The following is a 20,884-nucleotide window of genomic DNA, read 5'->3' as shown; positions in this document are numbered from 1 at the left end:
TCACTTACAAATTTTTGGAGCGGGAAACGAGACTCGAACTCGCGACCCCGACCTTGGCAAGGTCGTGCTCTACCAACTGAGCTATTCCCGCAACAGAATGTCATCTGCAAGTGATTGGAGCGGGAAACGAGACTCGAACTCGCGACCCCGACCTTGGCAAGGTCGTGCTCTACCAACTGAGCTATTCCCGCATCGGAATATCACTTACAAATTTTTGGAGCGGGAAACGAGACTCGAACTCGCGACCCCGACCTTGGCAAGGTCGTGCTCTACCAACTGAGCTATTCCCGCAACATTAGGTTGTCTTGAGGCTGGCTGATGATTGGAGCGGGAAACGAGACTCGAACTCGCGACCCCGACCTTGGCAAGGTCGTGCTCTACCAACTGAGCTATTCCCGCATCGGGCTGGTTTGCACCAGTGTCATCATCAGATTTTGGAGCGGGAAACGAGACTCGAACTCGCGACCCCGACCTTGGCAAGGTCGTGCTCTACCAACTGAGCTATTCCCGCAACTACCTTAAAACAGGCCGTACAACATTTGGTTGCTTGCGCTACTGTACGGGAGCCGAATTATAAGAGCAGTCATTCCAATTGCAAGGGCTTTTTTGTCTGGTTGCGCGCGTTCGCTCAAAAGCTGGTCGAACTGTCGATTTTAGCAACCAGAGCGGGGCAATCCCTTGCCTGGGCGTCAGATCTTGAAGACGTGGCTGCGGTAAAACTGCAGTTCGGCAATGGATTCGCGGATGTCGTCCAGCGCCTGGTGGGTACCGCTCTTCTTGAACTGATCCAGCAGCTCCGGCTGCCAGCGGCGTACCAGCTCCTTGATGGTGCTGACATCGACGTTGCGATAGTGGAAGAAGGCTTCCAGATCGCTCATGTGCTTGACCATGAAGCGGCGATCCTGGCCGATGCTGTTGCCGCACAGCGGGCTGGTGCGCTCCGGCACCCACAGGCGAATGAACTCGAGGGTCTCGGCGACGGCTTTCGCCTCGTCGTGCTGGCTCGCCTTGACCCGGGCCACCAGACCGCTCTTGGTGTGGGTGTTGACGTTCCAGTCGTCCATCTTGGCCAGCTCTTCGTCGCTCTGGTGAATGGCGATGACCGGCCCTTCGGCCAGCACGTTCAGGTCCTTGTCGGTGACGATGGTGGCAATCTCCAGTACCACGTTTTCTTCAGGGTCAAGGCCCGTCATCTCCATGTCGATCCATACCAGGTTCTGCGCACTGACTGTCATGATTGCTCTCTCTATTGGGAGGAATGGCGGAATTTTGCCAATTTGCATGTATCATACTGGCTTTGGATCTGTTCATAAACTGGCGAATCGAGTGGCAAAGAAAGCAAAACTCAATCTGGGTCAACAAAGGCGCGTCCAGGCCAACCGCGAGCGTCGGCTGCAAAAAGAGCACACCACAGAGGTGGATGACACCCTGTTCGGGCCGGCCATCGAAGGGGTGGTGATCAGCCGTTTTGGTCAGCATGCAGACGTCGAGGCTAGCGATGGCACCATCCACCGCAGCAACCTGCGGCGTAGCAGCATCAGCAGCCTGGTGTGCGGCGACAAGGTGGTGTGGCGTCCCGGCCTCAATGCCGCGACCGCCGGCGTCATCGAGGCGGTGCACCCGCGTCACTCGGTGCTGACCAGGCCGGATTTCTACGACGGGGTCAAACCCATCGCCGCCAACATCGACCAGATCATCATCGTCTCGGCGGTGATGCCCGAGTTCTCCACCAACATCGTCGACCGCTATCTGGTGGCCGCCGAGGATGTGGAGATCCGCCCCCTCATCGTGCTGAACAAAGTCGACATGCTCGATGATGCCGCCCGCGCCCGCATCGAGCGCCAGCTCGAAACCTACCGCAAGCTCAATTACGAGGTGCTGCTGGTAAGCTGCGAGAGCGGCGAAGGGCTCGATGAGCTGAAAGCCGCCCTGACCGACAAGATCAGCATCTTCGTCGGCCAGTCCGGGGTCGGCAAGTCGTCACTGACCAACGCCCTGATGCCGGGGCTGGATGTGCTCACCGGCGAGATCTCCGAGAACTCGGGGCTCGGCCAGCACACCACCACCACGGCGCGGCTCTACCACTTCCCGAGCGGTGGCGATCTGATCGACTCCCCCGGGATCCGCGAGTTTGCCCTCTGGCATCTGGAGGCCGACCGCATCACCTGGTGCTTCGTCGAGTTCCGCGACTATCTGGGCGGTTGCAAGTTCCGCGACTGTACCCACAAGGACGATCCCGGCTGCGCCCTGCGCGCCGCGGTCGAAGCGGGCGCCATCAGCGCCGATCGCTTCCACAACTATCACCGCATCCTGGAAACCATGCAGGAAGCCCGTCACGGTCGCCAACAGGCACGCCTGTGACCCTGTTTAACCTACGTTGATGATGAACATGAGCATTACTGACAACCTGAAAATTGCCGGTCAATACTGTCTGCCCAAACACGCCCTCTCCCGCCTGGTGGGCAAGCTTGCCGCCGCCGAAGCGGGCAACCTCACCACCAGGGTGATCGAGGCCTTTATCAAGCAGTACCAGGTCGACATGAGCGAGGCGCTGCACGAGAGCCCTGCCCACTACAAGAGCTTCAACGAGTTCTTCACCCGCGAACTCAAGCCCGGTATTCGCCCCCTGGTGGAAGACGCCATGACCCTGGCCCTGCCGGTGGATGGCACCGTCAGCCAGCTCGGTCCGATCCGGCAGGGCCGCATCATCCAGGCCAAGGGCCACGACTACAGCGCCCGCGAGCTGCTGGGCGGTTATGAGGATCTGGTGGCGCCGTTCAAGGAGGGCGACTTCGCCACCATCTACTTGGCGCCCAAGGATTATCACCGCATCCACATGCCGCTGGATGGCGTGCTGGAGAGCATGGTGTTCGTGCCAGGGGATCTCTTCTCCGTCAACCCGCTCACCGCCGAGAACGTGCCCAACCTGTTTGCTCGCAACGAGCGGGTGGTGGCCACCTTCCGCACCCCGCACGGCCCCATGGCGCTGGTGCTGGTCGGTGCCACTATCGTCGCCAGCATCGAGACCATCTGGGCCGGCAACATAGCGCCGACCAAAGAGAAGAAGGTGGTGCGCTGGGACTACACAGGCGACGAGGCCATCACCCTGCAAAAAGGCGCCGAGATGGGGCTGTTCAAGCTGGGCAGTACCGTGGTCTGCCTGTTTGGTCCGGGCATGCTGGCCGGTTTCGAGCCCCATCTGGCCAACGGGGTCACCACCCGCATGGGTCAACCCTTTGCCAAGCTGGCGGAGCAGGCATGAGCGATCAACCCGCTTCCCAGAAGAACAACCCGCTGCACGGGCTGACGCTGGAAGCCATCGTCACCGCCCTGGTCGAACACTACGGCTGGGAAAAACTGGGGCAGGAGATCAATATCCGCTGCTTTACCCAGGATCCCAGCATCAAATCCAGCCTGAAATTCTTGCGAAAAACTCCCTGGGCACGGGAAAAGGTCGAGAGCCTCTATCTGTACGTCCAGCGCAAGCAGGCCAAAGCAAAGGAATAACGCCATGGCGTTCAAGATTACCTACACCTACGGCAAGAAAACCAAAGAGATCGGCTACGCCAACGACAAGTTCAACAGCATCTACGATGCCATTGCCGCTGCCGAGGGGATCAACCTGACCAGCTTCCACGCCATGGAGGAGCAGCTGGCCCAGGTATGCCGGCGCGACAAGAAGAGCGTGAAGGATTACCGGGAGAACTACTTCAAGGAGCTGGGCTTCTCCAACATCGTCATCGAGCGGGATGCCAAGGAGTAACCATGCGTACCTTGACCCTGATGGCCGCCTCCCTGCTGCTGGCGGCCTGCAGTACCCCGGAACAACACCTGGTCGGCAATGATCAGGATGTCCACGGCTGCCGTGCCAGCGCCGGTTATCAGTGGTCAGCCCTGACCAGGCAGTGCGTACGGCTGTTCGAGCAGGGCATTCGGCTCAATCCGACCGATGCCGGCCAGACCGGCAGCGCCTTCGTGCTGTTCAACGCCGATCAGAGCCAGGCCGAGCTGACCCTGCCGAGCGGCGAGCAACACCTGCTCACCCGCCAAGGCGCAGAAGGCAACTGGTCGTGGCAAGGCAGCGGCTACACCCTCTTCCCGTGGAAGGGGTATGTGCTCAAAGCCGGCGAACAGACGCTGTTTCACGGCGACGTCGCCCGCTAAGCCACCCGACGCTATCCAGCCCCCGGCCCTGCCGGGGGTTGTTTTTTGCGGCTATCAACAGCGGCCCGCATCTCCCCTTCCACCAGGCCGGAAACAAAAAACCCCGTTGCAGGCAACGGGGTTTTTGCTGGCACTCGGCGCAACCTTAGTTGGCGAGGGTGGAGAACAGGCTCTGTTCCAGGCTGCCGCGAGAGACGCACACCGGGGTGATGGAAGGAGCCGGTACCCGCTCGCCGGAGGACTCGACGAAGTAGAGCTGGGTGTTGCCCTTGACGTTGACGGTGGCCACGCTGTTGTTGCCGCTCTGGGTGATGATCAGGTTGATCTGCAGGTTGGGGTTGCCCAGTGCGACCTTGGAGCCCATGGTACCGCAATCCAGCCACTCCAGACCGTCGGCCGAGTTCTCGACGTTGGCGGTCATCAGGCCGGAGCCACGCTGGCTGTTTTCGATGTTAAGGCCATGATCGCCAAACCACTTCTCGGCGCGGGCCCACACCAGATCCACCGGGATCTGCATCTCCTGGGTGTTGTTGGTCGCCTTGGCTACCGGCGGGGTATAGCGGTACTGCTCGCCGCCATTGTTGTCGCTGGCACAACCGGCCATCAACAGGGCCAGTGCTACTCCCACTATCTTTTTCATGCTGCTTCTCTCATCCATATAATCCGGCCCTCGGCCGACCGGCGGCTATTATGGCGTCAGCGACACAGACTGTCAGCAGGGATCGGCAGAAATGAGTCAGCCTTAACCCAAGCTTTACAAAACCAGCCTGCTATCATAGATTTGCTCGAAATTTCCCCCGTGAGTGTCTGTGTGAACTCCTTGCTCACCCTGCCCCTGCTGCAGCAGATCATCGACCAGCTACCCATGAATATCTTCTGCCGGGATACGGATGGGCGCTACCTGTTTGCCAACCGTGCCTTCACGGAGCAGGCGGGTCTGCCGCTGCCAGCGGATCTCGTCGGCAAGACGGATGCCGACATGCCCTGGGGCGACATCTTTCGGGAAGAGGATCTGCGCCTGCTGGCGGAGGGCAAACCCCTGCTCTATCAGCAGTTGCACTGCAACAACGGCGACGCCACCAGCTGGATGGAGATCCACAAGATCCCGCTCTACGACGAGCAGGGCAAGCCGGTGGCCCTGTTTGGCATGGTCAACGAGATAGATCAGCGCAAGGAGCTGGAGCAGACCTTTCGCCAGCAGCAGCTGCTGCAACGCCGCCTGCTGGACGCCATCCCGGATCCGATCCGGCTGGAAGACCATCAGGGGCTGCTGATCGACTGCAACCAGGCCTTTCTCGACTTCATGGGGATGGCAGCCAGCGAGGCCCTCGGCCAGCGGGTGGCTCACCGCCTCTCCACCGAACTGCCGATGGGACGGGGTGAATACTGCCTGGTGGATGCCAACGGCCAGGGCCGCCATCTGGAGGTGACCCGGGTCGAGGTGCCGGACGACGAGGGCAACTCCCTCGGCATCCTCACCCTGAGCCGCGACATCACCGGGCTGCGCACCACCCAGGCCCAGTTGCAGCAGGAGCAGCACTACGACAGCCTGACCGGCCTGCTCAAGCTCTCCCACTTTCTGCAGACCAGCCGTCACCTCGGCGCCCGCAAGGCGAGCCTGGTGCTGGTCGACCTGCAACACTTTCGCGAGATCAACGACCGCTTCGGCATCCGGGTCGCCGACCGCCTGCTCAGCCAGGTGGCCCGTCGCCTGCAGCAGCTGGCCCCACCCCAGTCGCTGGTGTGCCGGGTGGCCGCCGACGACTTTGCCATGCTGCTGCCTGAACTGAACGAGCCGCTGGCCAACTGGAGCAGCCGTCTGCAGGGGGCGCTGATGGTCCCCTACCAGGTGGAAGAGCACAGGATCCAGATCCCGGTGTTCCTCGGCATCGCCCACGGCAAGGCTAACGATGCCGAACGGCTGCTGAGCCACGCCGAGGCTGCCCTGGCCCAGGGCAAACGCCAGCAGCAGCACTGCACCCTGTTCGACCCCGAACTCGATGCCAAACTCAAGCGTCGCCAGCTCATCGCGGCCCAGTTGCCGCTCGCCATCAAGTCCGGCCAGCTGACCGCCGTCTACCAGCCCATTATCAGCACCCGCACCAGCCAGCTGCACGGGGCCGAGCTGCTCTGCCGCTGGCCCCATCCCGAGCTAGGCATGATCTCGCCTGACGAGTTCATCCCGCTGGCGGAAGAGCTGGGACTCATCGGCCTGCTCGGCTGCCACATGCTGGAGCAGGGCTGCGCCCAGCTGGCCCGCTGGCAGGCCGATGCGCCGGATCTGGTGCTCTCCATCAACCTGTCGCCGCTGCAATTTCGCGATCCCGAGCTCTGCCCGCAGATCTTCGCCTGCATCGAGCGTCACGGCCTCGCCCCCTGGCAGCTGGAGCTGGAGATCACCGAAGGGGTGCTGATGGAGAACGCCGACGAGATAGAGAGCAACCTGGCCTGCCTGATCGAGGCGGGCTTTCAACTCGCCATCGACGACTTCGGCACCGGCTACTGCAGTCTGGCCTACCTGCCACGGCTGCAGGTGGCGACCCTCAAGCTCGACAAAAGCTTCACGCAGGAGCTGGTCACCAACCAGGCCACCACCGCCATCGTGCGCTCCGTCATCGGGCTGGGCCACGAGCTCGGCATCAAGATCACCGCCGAAGGGGTGGAGACACAAGAGCAGCAGGCGTGGTTGGTGCAGGCCGGCTGTGACCGGTTGCAGGGCTACCTGTTCAGCCGCCCGCTGCCCCCCGCCGAGTTTGCCCGCTGCTACCAGCTGCCACAGGAGTGATGCTCACAACAACAAGGCCACCCGAGGGTGGCCTTGTTGTTTTTGCAAAGCGTGCGTGAGCTGGCGCCTTACTCCTGGAAGTAGGTGCCCCAGCCGTCGTAGTCCACGCCGTATTTTTCGAGGATGGGCAGCATGGTGGCGATGTCCGCCACTATGGTCTCGATGTCCAGCTTGCACTCGACGGTGGCGTCGAAGCAGAAGATGGTGGCGCCGTCATCCAGCTCCATCTCTTCGGCATCGGTCACTTCGAAACCGGCCTTGAACAGGTCGACCGCCGCCTTCTCCAGCAGATCGAAATCCTGGCAGGCAAAGTGGTGCTCAATCTCGTACTCCAGATCCGGGTTGCTGCCATCGGCCAGCAACTCGTTGACGATGGCGGTGGTCTCTTCGCGCCACTCTTGCATATCAAGACTCATATTAACCCCAGATGCGACTGTGTTGTGATCAAATGCCAGCGCGGACGGTGCCATCTCGGCCATCTGCCGCCCCGCAGGCCCGGTTGCGGCAAAGCATACTCGCACAGCCCATCCGGCTCAATGCGGCAGACCAAGATAAGCCGCCGTCCACAGCCACCCCAAATGGGGTGCCATCACAAAAGGTTAATAAAGGGTAATCTGCCGCCAAAACAGAATTGCTCCATATGGAGCTTTGCTCGGATGTGTCAAAACCACGCGACACCGCCAGCAAGCCGTTTGAAATCAGCAGGATCCACCAGCAGCGCGACGGTGACAAGGCCATCCACGGAGTGTATCAAGGGACGCGGGCAATCCATCGCCCGTACGGAAAGAGGAGCCAGTGAGGCTCCCTTTTTATCATGTGAAGGAGCACATAGATAATGCCTAAAAAAACAATAATGAGCCTGCTTGTCGGCTCAACCCTTATGATTGGAAACCAGGCCATGGCCGCCCCGGTCCATGGTCCGTTCGATGCCCCCCTGGCCGATGAGGTGAAGGTGCTGGAGATGCTCAAGAAGAGCGGCCGCATCCCGACCCTGGCCTCCCCCGAGCAGGAGCAGGCGGCCCTCACCAGCTACTATCGCGAGAAGTCGCGGGCCTATCAGGGCAACAGCGGTACCCTGGCGGTGAAAGAGGGCAAGGTGCGCGAGACCATCCTCAAGAAGATCCGCCTCAACGGCACCGCCCGTCCTGGCGATCGGGTGCCCACTCTGCTGCTCAAGTCCATCGAGCGGGAGCACTACCAGGGCAAGATGCGCAAGGACAAGATCCTCGCCATCCTGGTGGACTTCCCCGACTACCCGAAGAACAGCATCCGCCCCGAGCTCACCAAGATGTACTACCCGGATTACACCCCGGAGCACTACAACGACCTGCTGTTCTCGTCCAAGGGCTATGCCGGCCCGAACGGCGAGCAGTTCATCTCCATGCGCCAGTTCTACGAGCAGCAGTCAGGCAAGAGCTACAGCGTGCGCGGCCAGGTGGCGGGCTGGTATACCGCCAGCAAGAACGCCGCCTACTACGGCGCCAACGCTACCCCTAACACCATCCGGGAGCTGGTGAAGGAGGCGCTGATCCAGGTGGCGGGCGACCCCTCCATCGATCTGTCCGAGTTTGACCAGGAGGATCGCTACGATCTCAACGGCAACGGCAACCGGGACGAGCCGGACGGCCTCATCGACCACCTGATGATCTTCCACTCCAGCGTCGGCGAGGAGGCCGGTGGCGGCGATCTCGGCGAAGACGCCATCTGGGCGCACCGCTGGAACCTGGGTGCCCCCTACCCCATCCCGGGCACCAGCAGCCCGAGCCAGAACTTCGGTGGCAAGTTTGCCGCCTACGACTACACCATCCAGCCCATCGATGCGGCGGCCGGGGTCTGTGCCCACGAATATGGCCACGATCTGGGGCTGCCGGACGAGTACGACACCAAGTACACCGGCAAGGGCGAACCGGTGGCGACCTGGTCCATCATGTCCTCAGGCTCCTGGGCCGGGGTCATCGGCGGCACCGAGCCGACCGGGTTCTCCGCCTGGGCCAAGGAGTTCCTGCAGGCCTCCCTCGGCGGCAACTGGCTGCACGGCAGCAATGTGCAGCTCGCCGATCTCAGCCCGCGCGGCAACGTCTACATGCTGGATCAGGCCAACGACAAGGGGCGCAACGACGACGTGGTGCGCATCAACCTGCCGGCCAAGCAGATCCCGCTCAACCCGCCCTACGCCGGCCAGTACGAGTATCACGGCGGCAAGGGCAACAACCTCGACAACCGCATGAGCCTCAAGCTGGATCTGAGCGGCAAACAGAGCGCCAGCCTCAACTTCAAGGCCTGGTATCAAATTGAAGAGGGGTACGACTACGCCAGGGTGCTGGTCAACGGCCAGCCCATCGCGGGCAACCTGACCACCAGTGACGATCCCAACGGGGTCGGCTTCGGGGTTGGCATCACCGGCAACTCCAATGGCTGGACCGATGCCGAGTTCGACCTCACCCCCTGGGCCGGTCAGCAGGTCACTCTGACCCTGCAATACCTGAGCGACGGCGGCGTGGCCGAGAACGGGCTGTTCGTGGACGAGCTGCAGATCCTCGCCGATGGCGACACCCTGCTGAGCGACGGTGCCGAGGGCAACTCCCCCTTCACCCTCGCCGGCTTCGTGAAGAGCGACGGCAACGAGGCCAAGGATCACTACTACCTGGCCGAGTGGCGCAACCATGCAGGAGTGGACAAGGGACTGGCCCACATCAACGTGGCCGACCAGCTGATGCGCTACGAGCCGGGCATGCTGCTCTGGTACGTGGACAACAGCCAGGTCAACAACTGGGTGGGTGTCCACCCGGGTGAGGGCTTCCTCGGGGTGGTGGATGCGGATCAGCGCACCCTCAAGTGGAGCGACGGCGCCGTGGCCGGTACCCGCTACCAGATCCACGACGCCACCTTCAGCCTGGGCTTCCAGCAGCCGCTCAACCTCAAGCACCCGAGCGGCTCCCTGCTGCGCGACTTCTGGATCACCCCGAACCGGGTGTTCAAGGATTCCCGCAGCTACCAGAGCAAGGAGATCCCGGATGCCGGTCGCCTGCTGCCCGAGTACGGGCTCAAGATCAGCGTCACCGGTCAGGCCCGTGACATGAGTACCGGACGGATCATCGTCAGCCGCCACTGAGCACGACAGCCATGACAAGGGGCCCCAGGGCCCCTTTTTTCATCTGCCGACCTGCCGCCCAGGATGAGAACAGGCCAAACCGCCCAACAAACACCCTGATTGCTCACTTGTCGAGCGAACGATACGACTATCTGCGCCATGCGGTTGACACATCCGTTCAGAAAGGGTTTAATGCGCGCCGTTGCCCAGATAGCTCAGTCGGTAGAGCAGGGGATTGAAAATCCCCGTGTCGGCGGTTCGATTCCGTCTCTGGGCACCACAATTCCTCCTTAGTTCAGTCGGTAGAACGGCGGACTGTTAATCCGTATGTCACTGGTTCAAGTCCAGTAGGAGGAGCCAAATTTGAAAAGCCCGCTCATCGAGCGGGCTTTTTTCATTCCGGTCAGCTGCCGTTGCAGGTTGCCAGCAGCAGGGTCGCGCCGCAGGTGGCACTGAACAGCAACAAGCCGGTCTGCAGCACACCCTCCGGGTTCACCCGTTTCTCTTTTTTGCGCAATCGTCTCCACCCAGGCTTCATCGCGCCCACCTCATCCTGTTACGACCCCTGCCCCGTCGGCAGGCGAGCCATCTTTGTGCAGCCGGCCCACCACCGTCAACTCCCTTGCCGACAATAAATTCATCACCCTGCGGCCCCCCCGTTTTCACTTGACGACAATGTTAACAATTTGGAAAACCGGCGTGACCCGCTCCTGCGCCAGGGCTATGATGAGGCCGACGATTTTCCTACCCTCAGGGAGACCCCAGATGAGCAGCCCGTTGCGTTACGTGCTGGATGGCATCCATTGCGAACCCCGCTTCTTCACCGTGCCCCTCGACCACCAGCGACCGGATGAGGAGGAGACCCTCACCCTGTTCGGCCGCACCCTCTGCCGCCAGGACCGGCTACATGACGATCTGCCCTGGCTGCTGTTCCTGCAGGGCGGGCCCGGCTTTGGCGCCCCGCGCCCGACCGCCGCCAGCGGCTGGATCAAGCGGGCCCTGCAGGAGTTTCGGGTGCTGCTGCTCGATCAGCGCGGCACCGGTCACTCCTGCCCCATCAGTGCCGATGCACTGGCCCAGTTCACTGGCCGGCAGCAGGCGGAGTACCTCGGCCATTTTCGCGCCGACAGTATAGTGCGCGACGCCGAGTACGTTCGCGAAGTGCTGAGCCCGGGTCGCCCCTGGAGCCTGCTCGGCCAGAGCTTCGGCGGCTTTTGCAGCCTCACCTACCTCTCCCTGTTCCCAGGCAGCCTGCACGAGGTCTACCTCACCGGCGGGGTGGCCCCCATCGGTCGCAGCGCAGACGAGGTCTACCGCGCCACCTACCAGCGGGTGGCAGACAAGAACCGCGCCTTCTTCGCCCGCTTCCCCCATGCCCAGGCCATCGCCAACCGGCTGGCCAACCACCTGCACAGCCACGAGGTGCGCCTGCCCAACGGCCAGCGCCTGACGGTGGAGCAGTTGCAGCAGCAGGGGCTGGATCTGGGTGCCAGCGGCGCCTTCGAGGAGCTCTATTACTTGCTGGAGGACGCCTTCATCGGCGAGCGACTCAACCCCGCCTTCCTCTATCAGCTGCAGGCGATGCAGCCGTTCAACACCAACCCGGTGTTCGCCATCCTGCACGAGTCCATCTATTGCGAAGGTAGCGCCAGCAACTGGGCGGCCGAGCGGGTCAGGGGCGAGTTCCCGGCCCAGGCCTGGGCGCCGGGCAAGGATTTCGCCTTCACCGGCGAGATGATCTTCCCCTGGATGTTCGAGCAGTTCCGCGAGCTCATCCCGCTGAAGGAAGCCGCCCATCTGCTGGCCCAGAAGGCGGACTGGGGCCCCCTCTACGACCCGGCGCAGCTGGCCCGCAACCGGGTGCCGGTGGCCTGCGCCGTCTATGCCGAGGACATGTACGTGGAGTTCGACTACAGCCGCGACACCCTCAAGGGGCTTGGCAACAGCCGCGCCTGGATCACCAACGAGTACGAGCACAACGGCCTGCGGGTCGATGGCGAGCAGATCCTGGACCGGCTCATCCGCATGAATCGGGATCGCTGATCCCGCCGGGCTCGCGCCCGCAGCAAGACGACAATATCGAGGGCGGCCCATGAGCCGCCCCGCCCCCTGGAAGCAGCACAAAATAATAAGGACACCCATTGGATCATCCGGAAATATCGGCCGGCTGGCTGAGCCGCCTCTTCTATCACTGGACCGGCCCGTTGCAGCGCAAGGGGCTGACCGAGCCCCAGGTCAACCTCGACGATCTCTATCCCCTGTTGCCGGAAGACAGGCGCGATGGCCGCGCCGACGCCTTCCTCGCGCTCACCGCCGCCCAGCCGGTGCGCCCCTGGCCCATCACCGCCTTTATCTGGCGCCAGTATCGCGGCCGCATCGGCCTGCTTACCCTGCTGCAGCTGCTCGGCATGCTGGCCACCCTGGCCAGCCCCTGGCTGCTCAACCACAGCATGACCCAACTCGGTGCCGGCGCCCCCACCGAGCAGAAATTGCTGCTGGCGTTCGCCCTGTTTGCCTCGGTGCTCGCCTCCGGCATGCTGGCGGAGCACTCGCTGCAGCTGGCACTCAAGATGCACGTGCCCATCCGCCGCCTGTTGGCCGAGTCCCTGCTCGCCAAGGTGATGAAGCTGGGTGGCAAGAGCTTCGACGACCGGGCCGGTGGCCGGGTGCAGAACCTCATCAACCGGGACGTGTGGGACATCACCTGGATTCTGGCAGACCCCGCCATGCCGCTCACCATGCTGCTGCAACTGCTCGGCACCATCGCCCTGCTGGTGTGGCAGGTGGGCAGCGCCGGCCTGGTCGGCTTCGCCGTGCTCACCCTGCTGCTGCTCATCTCTACCCGGGTGGTGCGACGCATGAATCAGCAGGAGCAGCAGCTCAAGCGTCAGCAGGACGAGCGCAACGGCATACTGGCGGAGTACATCAAGAAGCTGCGGCTGGTGCGCCAGAACGGGCTCGGTGCCTTCTTCACCCAGGCCGCCGGCCACAAGCGCCAGCAGGAGCTGGGGGTGCTGGGGCGGGTGCTCAGGCTCGATGCCATCAACGAGAGCCTGATGTTGAGCACCCCGCTGCTGGTGACCCTGGCCACCTTCACCACCTATCTGGTCTCGGGCAGAGAACTCACCCTGCCCCAGGTGTTCACCACCATCGCCCTGTTCACCGTGCTGCGCATCCCCATGATGCGGCTGCCCTACCTCATCCGCACCCTGATCAACTTCAACACCGGCTTCAACCGGCTGTGCGAGTTTCTCAACAGCCCCGAGCAACACAGGGATCTCACCGACCCCAGCTTGCCGGTGGGCGGCCTGCGGCTCGACAACGTCACCGCCTTGCACCAGCAAAAAACCGTGCTGCAGGGAGCCAGCCTGTTTATCCAGCCGGGGGAACTGGTGGGGATCACCGGCGCCACCGGGGCGGGCAAGAGCTGCCTGCTGCACCTGGTCGCCGGCTTTGACGACAGCTTCGAGGGCAGCATCCGCCGCCACGGCCGGGTCGCCCATCTGGGCCACAAGCCCTGGCTGATGAACGACACCATCCGCAACAACATCCTGTTTGGCCAGCCCTGGCACGCCGAGCGCTATCGCTGGGTGCTGGGGGCCTGTGCGCTGGGCGCCGACCTCGAACTGCTCAGCCACGGCGATCAGACCCTGGTGGGCGAGCTCGGCACCCGCCTCTCCGGCGGCCAGCAGCAGCGAGTCGCCTTGGCCCGCGCCCTCTACGCCCAGGCCGACATCCTGCTGCTGGACAACCCCCTCTCGGCGCTCGACCCCATCGTCTCGGCCCAGGTGCTGCGGCGGGGGCTCGCCTTCAAGCCGGGGCCGACCCGGCTCCTTGTCAGCCACGACCCGGACGTGCTGGCTCACTGCGATCGGGTGATCCGCATCGAGCAGGGCGAACTGGTGGAGCTCGATGCCCACCAGCTGGCGGATCTTATCCAGCATCCCCAGCCCACCCCGCCGGTGCCGCCCCAAGAGGCGGAGCAGTTCAATGAAGAGAAGGTGGTGGAGGGCAAGGTGGACTGGGGGCTGTTCGGTTTCATGTGGCAGCGCCTGGCCGCCCCCGGCGCCATCCTGCTCGCCCTGCTGCTCACCCTGGGTCAGGAGGGGCTGCGCATCGCCTCGGATCTCTGGCTCGGCGGCAAGGCCGGGGTGACCGAGGTGAGCGAGCTGCTCGGCATCTATGTGCTGCTTGGAGCGGGCTCCCTCACCTGCATCATGGTGGTGCGGGTCATCAACTACAAACTCGGCCTTAAGCTGGCCTGGACCCTGTTTGACGGCATGCTGGGGCGCATCAGCCGCGCCCCCATGGCCTTCTTCGACAAGGTGCCGCAGGGGCGCATCCTCAACCGCTTCGACCGGGATCTGGGGGAAGCCCAGGAGATCCTGCTGTCGATGCTGATGGGGCTGTTCGGCATGCTGGTGTCGGTGGCGCTGCAGGTGGTGGTGATCGGCGTCAACATGCCGCTGTTGTTGCTCATCGCCCCCCTGGTGGGCTGGGCCCTCTACGTGCTGCAGCGCCGCTACCGGGCGGTGCAGCTCAAGCTGCGGCGGCAGGCATCGGTGCTGCGCTCGCCGCTCTACATCAGCATCAGCGAGACCATCCGTGGTGCCCCCGCCCTGCGCCTGGCCGGGGCCGAGCGCTTCGCGCTGGATCAGGTGCTGCTGCACTATGACAACAACCTGCGCAGCTGGTACACCACCACCTCCATCAACCGCTGGCTTGGCATGCACCAGACTCTGCTCTCCGCCGCCCTGGTGGGCGCCGTGGCGCTGATGGTGGCCTTTGGCAACAGCTCGCTGCTGGGGGCCGTGGCCATCACCTACGCCTTTACCGCCTCCGCCATGCTCAACTCCCTCATCCGCACCTTCGCCGAGGTGGAGCAGGTGATGAACGCGGTGGAGCGGGTGCGCGAATACAGCGAAATAGAGAGCGAGCGCCAGGAGGGGGAGGCCCTCGCCACCCCTCACCCCAAGGTGCGCTTCGACAACCTGGGGCTGCGCTATCCCCAGACCAGCCAGTGGGCGCTGCACAAGGTCAACTTCGAACTGGCCCCCGGCGAGAAGGTGGGCGTGTGCGGCCGTACCGGCGCCGGCAAGAGCTCGCTGCTGGGGGTGCTGCAGGCCATGTATCCCGCCACCCAGGGGGAGATCTACTACGGCGAGCAGCCGCTCTCCCGGCTGGCCCCGGAGGCGGTGCGCGATCTCTACGACACCGTCTCCCAGATCCCGCTCACCTTCTTCGGTACCCTGCGGGCCAACCTGGCGCCCCTGACCGAGCATGACGACGCGGCACTGGAGCAGGCACTGGCCCGGGTGGGGCTGGCCGATCGCTGCGCCGGCCGGCTGGACGAGGAGCTCGACAAACTGCAGCTCTCCGCTGGCGAGACCCAGCTGCTGGTGATCGCCCGCATCCTGCTGTCGCGCCGCCCGCTCATCGTGCTGGACGAGGCCACCTCGGATCTCGACCACGGCGGCATGCGCAAGATGGCGGAGCTGCTCTATCGCTACCGACCGGAGGCCAGCTACCTGGTGATCGCTCACCATCTGGAGCCGCTGCTGTCGGTGGACAAGGTGGTGGTGATGGAGGCCGGCACAGTAGTGGAACAGGGCTCGCCGGTCAGCCTGCTGGCCAACTCCCACTCCCGTTTCCATCAGCTGTTCGTGGGTCAGGTGAACCGCCAGGTGCCCCAGACGGCCTGAGCACCAAAAATGACAAGGGCTGCCCGCGGGCAGCCCTTGTTGCTTGAGGAGAGCCTCAACGCTCCATGATCTGGGTGACGTCATCCTTCTTGATCATCACCTCCCGCCCCTCGGTGTCGTAGTAACGGTACATACCGGTACTCTCATCCAGCTTGGGTTTGCTGTCGGTGGTGATCATCTTGCCATCCTTGGTGCTCATGATGTATTGCGAGCTGCACCCCACCAGCGCCAGGGCACACACCAGGATCATCATCAGTTGCTTCATCGCCTGTTTCGCCTCCCGCTTCACCCTCACCACGAGGGTGGTGACTGAAGCCTAGCTCAACCAGATGAGCCCGTTTGCCGCCCTTGCCGCAACGGGATCAACGTCAAGAATCAGTTACTTGCGCCCACCCGGTTTGCTACTGCCACCGCCTCCGGTACCGGACCCGCAGCCAAGCGCCAGCTTGTCAGCGGCCGCCTTCGCCTGCACCAGACCGTAGCCAAAGCTGTTGTCGCGCCCCAGGGCACCCAGATCCTGGGCGCTGCTGCGCAGGGTCTGGCGCAGCTGATCGTTGCTGCACTCCAGTCGCTGCGACCAGACCAGCGCCGCTACCCCGACCACGTGCGGCGTCGCCATCGAGGTGCCGCTGTAGTAGGCGTACCCGGTCGGCACTGTGGAGAGCACAGAGACACCGGGGGCGGCCAGCTCCACCTGATCGTTGCGCTGGGAGAAATAGGCCAGCTGCTTGTTGGCATCGATGGCGGCCACGCTCACCACGCTGCTGTAGGAGGCCGGATAGGACTTGCTGGTGTTGCCCGCATTGCCCGCCGCCGCCACGCTCAACACGTTCTGGCTGTAGGCCTGGTTGAAGGCTCTCTCTTCGGTCTTGCTGGGCACGCTGCCCCCCAGGCTCATGTTGATGACCATGCGGGTGAAGCCGCGGCTGCTCATCCCCTGCTTGCAGGCATTGAGCGCCCCCACCAGGTTGGAGGAGTAGGCCCAGCCGTTGGCCCCGAACACCTTGACGATCTGCAGCGGCACGCTCTGGTTTGGCAACACCCCGAGCACGCCCAGATCATTGCCCCCCACGGCGGCTATGGTGCCCGCCACATGGGTGCCATGGCTGTTCTCGTCGCTGTCCCAGTTGCCGGTACCGGCATCGTCATAGCCCTGCACCTGGGGGCCGTGGGGCAAGTCCGGGTGGCCGCCGCTGTAGCCCGAATCTATGATGCACACCAGCACTTCGCCGGCGGCGGCATCGCTCAGTTGCGGCGCCTGCACCATGGGAATGCCGTAGGGCAGGGTCTCGGCGCTGACATAGCGCTTGGCATCCGGCTCAACCCAGAGCACGTTGGGATTGTGCGCCAACGCCGTGGCTGCCGCCGACGGCAACCAGAGTGCCAGGGCATTTTGCTCCTTCAGCGCCAGGGCCAGCTCACCGCCCATCCCTCGGCTCTGGGCCAGTACGGCCGCCTCCGACCCCGGCTTGAGCTGCACCAGATAACGCGCCCGCTCGGCGGCCATCGCCCCTTGTCCCAGCACGCCCGCGACCAGCAGGCCTATCCATATCCGTTTCATCAGTCACTCCTCACGTCGATCTGATATCCCTTCGCAAAAAGTGTAGTGTCCCCTCGCCCGTGCTACGAATGCGGCAACAAAAAGGCCGGACATGGGTCCGGCCTGCTCTGGATTATCAATTACTTGGCTGGCTTGCGCTCGCCGGTCACCGTGGGGTTCTTGGGATCGGCACTCCACTCGTACCAGCCACCGTCGTAGACGCTGATCCGTTTCCAGTCCATCAGCCAGGCGTAGAAGAAGGCCTCGGAGGCACGCCAGCCGGTACCGCAGTAGAAGGCGGCCTGCTGGGTCGGTTCTATGTTCCACTCATCCCACATGGCGAGGATCTCGCGGGCCGGCTTCATGGTGCCATCCGGGTTGTGGAAGTCGCTCATGCTGTTGGCATCCACCCCGCCACGCCCCCACTTGGCGCCCGGAATGTCGCCCTTCGGCTTGATGTAGCTGTAGCCGGAGGTGTTGCCGACGAACTCGTCCCAGGTGCGCACGCTGACCAGGGCGCCGTCGGGTTGCTTGAGCAGCTCCTTGGCCTGACTCAGGGTGGTGTAGTACTCGGGATGGGCCGGGATGGCGACGCCGAACTCCTTGGCCGGCTTGAAGGTGTTGGCCAGCCCGGTCTCGGTGCGCAGGTGCTGCACGAACCAGGCATCCAGGCCGCCGTCCAGCAGTCGCACGTCCTCGACGCCCGCATACATCATCAGGTGGGCCGCACGGGCCGCCGCCATGGTGTTGCGACCGTAGAGGATGACGGTGGTGTCGTGCCGGATGCCGTTCTCCAGCAGCAGCTTCTTGAGCGCCTCGTCAGAGACCTTGTTCCACAGCGGCTCCTCTTCCAGCCGGTTGGTGTCGATGTAGCCGGCCCCCGGGATGTGGCTCAGCAGATAGGCTTTGGGTGAACCCCACGCCACCTCGAACAGCTTCCAGTCGCCCTTGGGCGCAGCCACCACCGGCTTGCCTTCCTGCAGGTCCGCCAACCAGCGCGGATGGACCAGCTGCTGCCAGCGTGCCAGGTGTTCGCGCGGCGCACTTTTCCAGCCCTGCAGCTCGAACAGCTGCTTGATGCCCTGCTGGCGCAGCAGGCGGGCCACTTCGGCCACCTCGCGCGGGGCACCGTAGAGCGCCACCGGCCGCTCGGCCTGCAGCCCCTTGGTCGCCAGCGCAGCCGGCCACTCGGCATCGCTGTATTTCCAGTCGGCGGAGAGGTTCTCGGCACCGGCCACGTGGCCGCCCTGCTGCTCGCCCTCCATGGGCCAGCCCTGGTAGAAGTAGCTGGCGCGGGTATCCAGAATGACCGCCGCCTTGGCCTTGGCGTCAGCCAGCGAGAGCGGTGGCAGCTCGGCTGCCAGGGTCGGCAGGGCATGCCAGAGCAACAAGGTCGCCAGGGTGGCCCGTAACAAGCTCATTATTCGTTTCATGGTGATCTCTCGATTCAGAGTGACAAGGTTAAAAAATGGAGCGGCCCAGACGCTCGGCCAGCAGCTCCAGCGCGGCCGTGCCCGCCAGCGAGTTGCCCGCCTTGTTGAGCTCGGGCGACCAGACACAGACGCACAACTCCCCCGGGATGAGGGCGATGATGCCGCCACCGACCCCCGACTTGCCCGGCATACCGACCCGATAGGCAAAATCCCCCGCCTCGTCATAGAGGCCGCAGGTGGCGAGCAGGGCGTTGACCTGCTTGGTGGTGCGGGCCGGCAGCAGCGGGGAGCTTTCTCCAAGCGGCACGCCGCGGTTGGCCAGATAGATGAAGGCCCGCGCCAGATCGACACAACTCATGCGGATGGCACAGGCATTGAAGTAGCTCTGCAGTACCTTGTCCACTTCGTTCTCGAAGTTGCCATAGGCCTTCATCAGATAGGCGATGGCTGCATTGCGGGCAGAGTGCTGATATTCGGAGCGGGCCACTACCTGATCCGCCATGATGGCCGGGTTGCCCGAGAGGCGGCGGACCAGCTCCAGAGTGCGCTGACGCGGGGCGGTGAGGCGGGTCTCCAGCAGATCGCTCACCACCAGGGCACCGGCGTTGATGAAGGGGTTGCGGGGAATGCCCTGCTCGAACTCGAGCTGCACCAGGGAGTTGAAGGGCTGACCTGAGGGCTCCTTGCCGACCCGGGCCCAGATCTCCTCTTCCTGATAGAGGGTGAGTGCCAGGGTCAGGCTCAAGGCCTTGGAGATACTCTGGATGGAGAAGGGCTCGAAGGCGTCACCTGCGGTGAACAGCTCCCCTTCGACGGTACAGACGGCGATCCCGAGCCGATCGGCCGGCACCTGGGCCAGTGCGGGAATATAGTCGGCCACCTTGCCCTGTCCGAGCAGCGGGCGCACCTCATCCAGGATGCAGGCCAGTAATTCGGATGACAACACCATAAGCGATTCCATAACTAACGTGGAGATCCTATCACCACCGACAAAAATCCCGCCAGCGGCGGGACTTGTCTATCTGCTGTCGCAGGCTGTCGAACCGGGGCGCCTGCCACAGCCGGCCTGATATCAGGCGGGTTCGCCGTACCAGAGGTCGAACAGCTCGGAAACCACCACGGCTTCCATCCCCTTGCCTTCCAGCCAGGTTTTGACGGCGGCGCGGTCTTCTTCGCTGCACTTGCCCAGCTGCTGGGTGCAGATCATCCCTTCCCAGGCCAGGTGGCCGGAACCGGCGAAGGCCAGTTTGCGGGGTTCGATCACTTCATCGATCATCGCATCGACTACGGCATCGATGGTCTCTTCGGCAGTGCCGACCGGGAAGTTGAAACTGATGTCGAAGCCCATTTCCTGGAATTCATCGACGCGCAGTTTCTTGCGCAGGCGGCGGCTACGATTGGCCATGATAGCTCCTTCAGTTAGTTGACACGTTTGAAAATCAGATCCCACACCCCGTGGCCGAGACGGTGGCCACGTTGTTCGAATTTGGTCAGCGGACGCCAGTCCGGACGCGCCACCCAGTTGCCGGTGGCGGAGGTGTTCTCGTACCCCTCGGCGGCGCTCATCACTTCCAGCATGTGCTCGGCGTAGTTTTCCCAGTCGGTGGCCATGTGGAACACGCCACCGATGGCCAGCTTCTGGCGAATGTCCTGGGCAAAGGCCGGCTGGACGATGCGGCGCTTGTGGTGGCGGCTCTTGTGCCAGGGGTCCGGGAAGAACAGCTGCAGGCAGGCGAGCGAGCCGTTCGGGATCATGTGCTCCAGCACCTCGACCGCGTCGTGGCAGATGACACGCAGATTGGTGACCCCCGCTTCCTGGGCTGTGCCCAGGCAGGCACCGACACCCGGTGAGTGCACTTCGATGCCGATGAAGTTCTTCTCGGGGGCATTCTTGGCCATCTCCACCAGGGAGGCGCCCATGCCAAAGCCGATCTCCAGCACCACAGGGGCCTCGCGGCCAAACAGGGCAACCAGATCGAGCGGCTCCGGTGCGAAATCGATGCCCATGACCGGCCACAGCTCCTCCAGAGCCTTCTCCTGCCCTTTGGTCAGGCGGCCTTCGCGACGGACAAAGCTGCGGATCTTGCGCATGAACTTGCCGTCTTCGTTAAATACATCTTGGGTCACAGGCATAATCAAATTGCTCGTTTATTGCATCGGTCTGGGTCA

General features: G+C 63.4%; 19 protein-coding genes and 7 tRNA genes. 11 read left to right on the top strand and 15 right to left on the bottom strand.

Annotation, left to right across the window (positions count from 1 at the left end; translation table 11 throughout):
* Positions 1-15: 15 nt before the first annotated feature.
* The 6 genes from AB5Y94_RS11555 to orn all read right to left on the bottom strand — a co-directional run bounded on the left by AB5Y94_RS11555 (position 16) and on the right by orn (position 1,235).
* Positions 16-91, bottom strand: a tRNA-Gly gene (locus AB5Y94_RS11555).
* 24 nt (positions 92-115) lie between these two features.
* A tRNA-Gly gene (locus AB5Y94_RS11550) sits at positions 116-191 on the bottom strand.
* Positions 192-215: 24 nt separating this feature from the next.
* Positions 216-291 (bottom strand) — tRNA-Gly (locus AB5Y94_RS11545).
* Positions 292-323: 32 nt separating this feature from the next.
* A tRNA-Gly gene (locus AB5Y94_RS11540) sits at positions 324-399 on the bottom strand.
* A gap of 36 nt (positions 400-435) precedes the next feature.
* Positions 436-511 (bottom strand) — tRNA-Gly (locus AB5Y94_RS11535).
* Between the two features lie 178 nt (positions 512-689).
* Complete coding sequence (gene orn / locus AB5Y94_RS11530) at positions 690-1,235, bottom strand: oligoribonuclease (protein ID WP_139431690.1); 546 nt, start codon at positions 1,233-1,235, stop codon at positions 690-692.
* A gap of 91 nt (positions 1,236-1,326) precedes the next feature.
* Here orn and rsgA point away from each other — a divergent pair, with 91 nt between their 5' ends.
* Genes rsgA through AB5Y94_RS11505 form a run of 5 tightly spaced genes read left to right on the top strand, consistent with a single transcriptional unit; the run spans position 1,327 to position 4,164 of the window.
* On the top strand, positions 1,327-2,361 hold the full coding sequence (rsgA, locus tag AB5Y94_RS11525; protein ID WP_041202860.1) for a small ribosomal subunit biogenesis GTPase RsgA: 1,035 nt from the start codon (positions 1,327-1,329) through the stop codon (positions 2,359-2,361).
* A gap of 28 nt (positions 2,362-2,389) precedes the next feature.
* Positions 2,390-3,262 (top strand): archaetidylserine decarboxylase, encoded by an 873-nt coding sequence (gene asd / locus AB5Y94_RS11520; protein ID WP_368205554.1) that lies wholly within the window; start codon positions 2,390-2,392, stop codon positions 3,260-3,262.
* Positions 3,259-3,507: a VF530 family DNA-binding protein gene (locus AB5Y94_RS11515; protein ID WP_019839449.1), complete on the top strand. Its 249-nt coding sequence runs from the start codon at positions 3,259-3,261 to the stop codon at positions 3,505-3,507. The genes asd and AB5Y94_RS11515 overlap by 4 nt, the downstream gene beginning before the upstream one ends.
* A 4-nt stretch (positions 3,508-3,511) precedes the next feature.
* Positions 3,512-3,763: a DUF2960 domain-containing protein gene (locus AB5Y94_RS11510; protein WP_005297812.1), complete on the top strand. Its 252-nt coding sequence runs from the start codon at positions 3,512-3,514 to the stop codon at positions 3,761-3,763.
* 2 nt (positions 3,764-3,765) lie between these two features.
* Positions 3,766-4,164 carry a hypothetical protein gene (locus AB5Y94_RS11505; protein WP_010633005.1) on the top strand — a complete coding sequence of 133 codons (399 nt, stop codon included), beginning with the start codon at positions 3,766-3,768 and terminating at the stop codon, positions 4,162-4,164.
* A gap of 145 nt (positions 4,165-4,309) precedes the next feature.
* Here the strand turns inward: AB5Y94_RS11505 and AB5Y94_RS11500 are convergent, their stop codons facing one another.
* Complete coding sequence (locus AB5Y94_RS11500) at positions 4,310-4,804, bottom strand: hypothetical protein (protein WP_010633004.1); 495 nt, start codon at positions 4,802-4,804, stop codon at positions 4,310-4,312.
* A 171-nt stretch (positions 4,805-4,975) separates the two neighbouring features.
* Here AB5Y94_RS11500 and AB5Y94_RS11495 point away from each other — a divergent pair, with 171 nt between their 5' ends.
* Positions 4,976-6,949, top strand: a complete 1,974-nt coding sequence (locus AB5Y94_RS11495) for a bifunctional diguanylate cyclase/phosphodiesterase (protein WP_017779428.1) — start codon at positions 4,976-4,978, stop codon at positions 6,947-6,949.
* A gap of 68 nt (positions 6,950-7,017) precedes the next feature.
* Here AB5Y94_RS11495 and rraB read toward each other — a convergent pair whose 3' ends face one another.
* Positions 7,018-7,365, bottom strand: coding sequence for a ribonuclease E inhibitor RraB (rraB, locus tag AB5Y94_RS11490; RefSeq protein WP_080628938.1), 348 nt, complete (start codon positions 7,363-7,365; stop codon positions 7,018-7,020).
* A gap of 419 nt (positions 7,366-7,784) precedes the next feature.
* Here rraB and AB5Y94_RS11485 point away from each other — a divergent pair, with 419 nt between their 5' ends.
* The 3 genes from AB5Y94_RS11485 (at position 7,785) to AB5Y94_RS11475 (ending at position 10,400) form a co-directional block, all read left to right on the top strand.
* Positions 7,785-10,061: an immune inhibitor A domain-containing protein gene (locus AB5Y94_RS11485; RefSeq protein ID WP_368205553.1), complete on the top strand. Its 2,277-nt coding sequence runs from the start codon at positions 7,785-7,787 to the stop codon at positions 10,059-10,061.
* 183 nt (positions 10,062-10,244) lie between these two features.
* A tRNA-Phe gene (locus AB5Y94_RS11480) sits at positions 10,245-10,320 on the top strand.
* A gap of 4 nt (positions 10,321-10,324) precedes the next feature.
* Positions 10,325-10,400: transfer RNA gene (locus tag AB5Y94_RS11475), tRNA-Asn, on the top strand.
* Positions 10,401-10,443: 43 nt separating this feature from the next.
* Here the strand turns inward: AB5Y94_RS11475 and AB5Y94_RS11470 are convergent.
* Positions 10,444-10,578, bottom strand: a complete 135-nt coding sequence (locus AB5Y94_RS11470) for a hypothetical protein (RefSeq protein WP_005297801.1) — start codon at positions 10,576-10,578, stop codon at positions 10,444-10,446.
* A gap of 227 nt (positions 10,579-10,805) precedes the next feature.
* On the opposite strand from AB5Y94_RS11470, the gene AB5Y94_RS11465 reads away from it, so the two are divergent.
* Together AB5Y94_RS11465 and AB5Y94_RS11460 are read left to right on the top strand one after the other, a co-directional pair.
* Entirely contained in the window at positions 10,806-12,083 is a 1,278-nt protein-coding gene (locus AB5Y94_RS11465) for an alpha/beta hydrolase (protein WP_368205552.1), read from the top strand.
* A 98-nt stretch (positions 12,084-12,181) separates the two neighbouring features.
* Positions 12,182-15,742, top strand: a complete 3,561-nt coding sequence (locus AB5Y94_RS11460) for an ATP-binding cassette domain-containing protein (protein WP_368205551.1) — start codon at positions 12,182-12,184, stop codon at positions 15,740-15,742.
* A 55-nt stretch (positions 15,743-15,797) separates the two neighbouring features.
* Here AB5Y94_RS11460 and AB5Y94_RS11455 read toward each other — a convergent pair whose 3' ends face one another.
* The 6 genes from AB5Y94_RS11455 to trmB all read right to left on the bottom strand — a co-directional run bounded on the left by AB5Y94_RS11455 (position 15,798) and on the right by trmB (position 20,848).
* The gene (locus tag AB5Y94_RS11455; protein WP_242762395.1) at positions 15,798-16,007 is read right to left on the bottom strand and encodes a YgdI/YgdR family lipoprotein; all 210 of its coding nucleotides are present in this window, start codon (positions 16,005-16,007) and stop codon (positions 15,798-15,800) included.
* A 114-nt stretch (positions 16,008-16,121) separates the two neighbouring features.
* A complete protein-coding gene (locus AB5Y94_RS11450; protein ID WP_368205550.1) occupies positions 16,122-17,303 on the bottom strand; it encodes a S8 family peptidase in 1,182 nt (393 codons plus the stop codon).
* Between the two features lie 119 nt (positions 17,304-17,422).
* Complete coding sequence (locus AB5Y94_RS11445; protein ID WP_117402288.1) at positions 17,423-18,715, bottom strand: sulfurtransferase; 1,293 nt, start codon at positions 18,713-18,715, stop codon at positions 17,423-17,425.
* 28 nt (positions 18,716-18,743) lie between these two features.
* Complete coding sequence (gene glsB / locus AB5Y94_RS11440) at positions 18,744-19,664, bottom strand: glutaminase B (RefSeq protein ID WP_010632995.1); 921 nt, start codon at positions 19,662-19,664, stop codon at positions 18,744-18,746.
* A gap of 123 nt (positions 19,665-19,787) precedes the next feature.
* Complete coding sequence (locus tag AB5Y94_RS11435; protein WP_005297793.1) at positions 19,788-20,120, bottom strand: YggL family protein; 333 nt, start codon at positions 20,118-20,120, stop codon at positions 19,788-19,790.
* A gap of 14 nt (positions 20,121-20,134) precedes the next feature.
* Entirely contained in the window at positions 20,135-20,848 is a 714-nt protein-coding gene (gene trmB, locus AB5Y94_RS11430) for a tRNA (guanosine(46)-N7)-methyltransferase TrmB (RefSeq protein ID WP_010632994.1), read from the bottom strand.
* Between the last annotated feature and the right edge of the window lie 36 nt (positions 20,849-20,884).

It is taken from the genome of Aeromonas sp. s5 (genome assembly GCF_040907865.1).
GTDB lineage: Bacteria > Pseudomonadota > Gammaproteobacteria > Enterobacterales > Aeromonadaceae > Aeromonas > Aeromonas dhakensis.
This window is presented reverse-complemented; position numbering and strand designations above follow the sequence as displayed.